The organism is Bacillus cereus group sp. BfR-BA-01524, from assembly GCF_022662595.1.
In the GTDB taxonomy this organism is placed as follows: Bacteria; Bacillota; Bacilli; order Bacillales; family Bacillaceae_G; genus Bacillus_A; species Bacillus_A thuringiensis_S.
Genome location: NZ_JAKUDW010000184.1, coordinates 1 through 4,177, shown reverse-complemented (window position 1 = coordinate 4,177; position 4,177 = coordinate 1). Strand labels below are relative to the sequence as shown.

The following is a 4,177-nucleotide window of genomic DNA, read 5'->3' as shown; positions in this document are numbered from 1 at the left end:
AATACGAAACGGATTAAGGCAAAATTAAAAATGAGCCCGGTACAATACCGGACTCACTTTTATCAAGCTGCCTAATGAAATAACCGTGTCTAACTTTTAGGGGTCACTTCACTTGGAATTCTCGGGTGCTCTTTTTCTTATCTAATTTTCTAACTAATATATAGTGAATATCCATTTTAATAAATAAAATACGGTCTGTATGCGAAATGAAAATAGTATATAAAATGATAATTTAATGCATAATAGCGGTGTATATAACTTTAACAAAGAAATAACACTTGATTTGAAAAATAAGGAAGAATTGGAGGTGCAAAAAATGCCTAATTGTGTGGATATATGTGTATATACGGCTCCAGGTGCCAATGTTAATGACTTTAGAATTAATAAAGACATAGAGAGCGCATCAGCAATCTGGGGAGTTTGTGGAATTAAATTTAACCTCAAATTTAAACTGCCAACTCCGAATAATGATGATTATAATGTGAAAAATGAGCCCATTGCTGCTAATTGTGATAAAAAAATAAGTGAACAATCTCCAAAAGTTCAAAAATTACTTAATTATAGAATAGATTGTCCAGATAAAGCAATTGCGGTTTATTATGTTGCTGGTGCCACATTTGAAGATGGGAAAACAACGGGGTGCCAGTATTTCGATTACGAATACAAAACACAAAATGGGCAAATGACAGAAAAATTTACATATGCTATTATCCTTGCAGACGGTGCCACTCCATATGTTTTTGCTCACGAATTAGGTCATGCTCTATTTTGGCGTAAAACCAGTCCCATGGATACCACTTTTATAGGAAATGATCCAGATGACGAGATGGATCCTAATAATAAAAAACATAACAGTAACAGCTGTAACTTGATGCACCCTACTGCAAAAAGTACAGCCATATCTATAAAGCAAAACCAAACAGCTAATAACAGCTTTCTTATCAAAGAATGTCCACCAGATTCACCGGTACCAACACCATCATTCCCTCCTGAAAACTTTCGTAAAATTGAAATAATAGGACATATGCATATTCTTGACGACGAAGGATGGCCTGAAACAGATCATTCTACAAATAGAACCAATGGAGTGCCAGGGAGTCCTGTTATATTTAATCTCGAGCCATTCAATACACACGCCAAGTTAGAATGGGTAGAAAAGTATGGTGGGGAAATTAGAGTTGAGGCTCATTTCGACTTCGACTTAAGAATGGATCTATCCATAGGTGTCTCACATGATGTTAAGCTGTTTGAAGGTAGAAGTGAAGATACTGGAGATCTTGATGGTACAAACAAGAGTGCTACACCTATCATTGTTCCAAAGGATAAAATTGACCAACGTATTGAAGTGACTGTGAAAAACGAAGATGAGGATGATGACGATAAAGCAATTATAGTGTTATTAGTTTCTAATAAACAACAATAAAGGGCAGTAACAAAGAGCGAAACATTATTAAAGATTGGTTTATGTACATCCTCCAACTCTTAGTAACTTAATCGTAACAGTTTAAAAAATATTGATTGATGGCTGTTACATTTAAGGTGATTTATTATATAAGCATATTGTTAGCTTATTCTAAGCATTAAAATTTTTAAATATTCGAGACATGATAACTGCATAAAAGAAATAAAAAGTATAAATGAGTTAGTAGCTGTATTAAAACAAGCTCTTCAATGAAAGTGTTTATCATTGTAACAAAGATAAACTAAAATCAATATTAATATAATAAAATTTTAAATTTATTTAATGTTTCCTGCTTATTATTAGGGCAGTGGGTGTTAATATGACTGTAAGCTTGTTTTTTTGATAAACTTATTTCTGAAATTGTAGCGTCTACATGCTTAGTACCTGCTAGTAATAGTATCTTTAGTAAAATCGAAGAATATGTAGGCTAAAGCATCCATAGCGGTGCTTTTTTGAAATATAGGGTAATATCAAATAAGAGTATAAGCCATGCATATGATAGAAAAGAACAATTCCGGTAGGAATCCCGATTGCTCCTTGAAATGTCTCCTATATTTACACCAGAACCGGTTAAAATTAAGATGGTTCAAGTTAGAAGAAGGAACCTTGTACTATAATTTATTTACAAATAAAAATAACGTAGTATTTAAACGTATACGTTCATACAAGATTATATGGATTTAGTTCTGTAAATCTATGAAATTTATTTTGGATTTTCTTGTCCCAATCTAGTTCCCAAAATGAAAGTTTAGACTTTTTTGTCTAAATAGTTTAGTGATTCTTGTCCGTGTATGTAAAAAGACATGAAAGTCTAAACCTTTTGAACATAGGACAACAAACTCTAAACTACTTAGCCAGTAATATTACAATATTTCAAAGTAAATCTTTGAATAGAAGTTTACTTTCACAGTTCCAATAAGAAAAAACACAGCAATTATTGTGGCTTTTTTATTAATGACCAAAACTATGTTGTAAATGCTCATAGCATTTTATGTTGGATTTCAAAAAAAGTGTTAGAATGTAAATATTCTAATGAATTTTTTATTTTGGGATTTCTTATGTAGAACATAAATGAGTTAAACAAAAAACCTAGTTTTTACTAGGTTTTTGTTTAAAAAAAATACCATTTCCATCTTAATACATCTGTAATTTCACTTTATTTTATACAAATTTTTATAAAAAGTTCCAAAGTAAACTAATAAATATTAGTTTATAGTTTCTTGCTTCAACAAATACGTCAAAGTGAAAGTTTAGATTTTCTTGTCTAAATAGTTTAGAGATTCTTGTCCTTGTACAAGATGGGGGAAGAGGGAAACTCTTACATCCACTGAAGTGTTCGTTAAATTCTCATTTAACGAAGAGTTCAGGAGATGGTAATATGTTATAATATTAAAATTGATTAAATAAAAAATTCGGAGGTCTTTATGCTGAAACCTAATGAAGAGATACATAAAGTTATGATTTCTACACCTGCGAGATTTGTGGGTAATTATATGTCTGAGGATACTGCCGTACAATTATCTTTTCCGAATAAAGATAGAATACCTGATATCACAGAAAACCCTAATTCCAGAACTTTTCTTGTAGTGACTTTCCGTTATGCTCAAGATAATCCTATGCTTAGAAGAGATCTAACTGATTTTAGTGAGGTCTTTTGTACTATTTTATCAATATTGTATGGAAAAGAATTTAAAAATCATGGACTATTAGAGTCCTATGGTATTCATAGAACACCAAATCTTGCATTGTCGCCGAACGAATACTATTATCAACCTCAATACAATTATCAACCAAGAAAAGATTTATCAATTCCTTTAGATTTAAGTCATTTTAAATTAATTGAACCACTTCTTTTAGCAAACGGATTATCAGATAGTTTCCGCCAAATGATTATAGCTGCCGGAAAATTTTATAATAGAGCGTTAAGTATCTATCCAACAGAACCCGAACTTGCCTTTTTAGACTTAATTACATGCGGAGAAATCATTTCAAACTTCAATGAAGAACAATACACAGAAGAACAACTTTATGATGAGAATTTACTTCGGAATTTTGAAAGAATCCTTACTCTAGAGCAAGGAGATCGTATAGTACGTGATTTAAAAAGTAGGCTTTTCCAAGTAAAGAGAAAATTCTACTATTCATTAATAGAATTATTAAATGATAATTTTTATGAAAATACCGAAGCAATACAAAATGTTGGAATAATAACTAAAGATACAATAGAACAAAATATAAAATTCGCATATGACTTAAGGAGTTTATATGTACATACTGGACTTGAATTTGGAGAACGTATTATACCACGTAAAAACCTGCAAAATGAAATTGTTATGGGTGAAGTCAATCCTCCTGTTCAAAGAGCTAAGAGAGCTTTAAATAACACTCTTACTTTTACAGGTTTAGAAAGAATAATTCGCTATGCTCTTTTAAAGCTAATTCACAATAACGGCGTTGAGATTAATGATAAGTTAGATTAATGTATCTAACTTATCACTAATCTCTTGATTTAACTATAACTGTTCGTTAAAAGTGTATTTAACGAACAGAAAATATACACTTCACTCTATCTATAGTAAAAAAGCCACTGTATCTTTTATAAAATTGAAGTGACCCCCGAAAGTTAGACAGGTCGTTTCATTAGGCAGCCTCTAGGGTATGAGCCCGGTATTGTACTGGGCTCATACCCTTTAATTTTGCCTTAATTCTTTTATG

The 4,177-nt window shown here is 31.3% G+C and carries 2 protein-coding genes; both read left to right on the top strand.

Features of this window, described 5'->3' with window-relative positions:
* The first annotated feature begins 235 nt into the window (after window positions 1-235).
* Window positions 236-1,423: a hypothetical protein gene (locus MR170_RS29900; protein WP_242310503.1), complete on the top strand. Its 1,188-nt coding sequence runs from the start codon at window positions 236-238 to the stop codon at window positions 1,421-1,423.
* 1,463 nt (window positions 1,424-2,886) lie between these two features.
* Complete coding sequence (locus MR170_RS29895; RefSeq protein ID WP_242310501.1) at window positions 2,887-3,942, top strand: HEPN domain-containing protein; 1,056 nt, start codon at window positions 2,887-2,889, stop codon at window positions 3,940-3,942.
* Window positions 3,943-4,177 lie beyond the last annotated feature (235 nt).

What these genes read in the sequence shown, in the direction of transcription:
- MR170_RS29900 (WP_242310503.1), top strand. Translation starts at nt 236, where the DNA reads ATGCATAATAGCGGTGTATATAACTTTAACAAAGAAATAACACTTGAT.
- MR170_RS29895 (WP_242310501.1), top strand. Translation starts at nt 2,887, where the DNA reads ATGCTGAAACCTAATGAAGAGATACATAAAGTTATGATTTCTACACCT.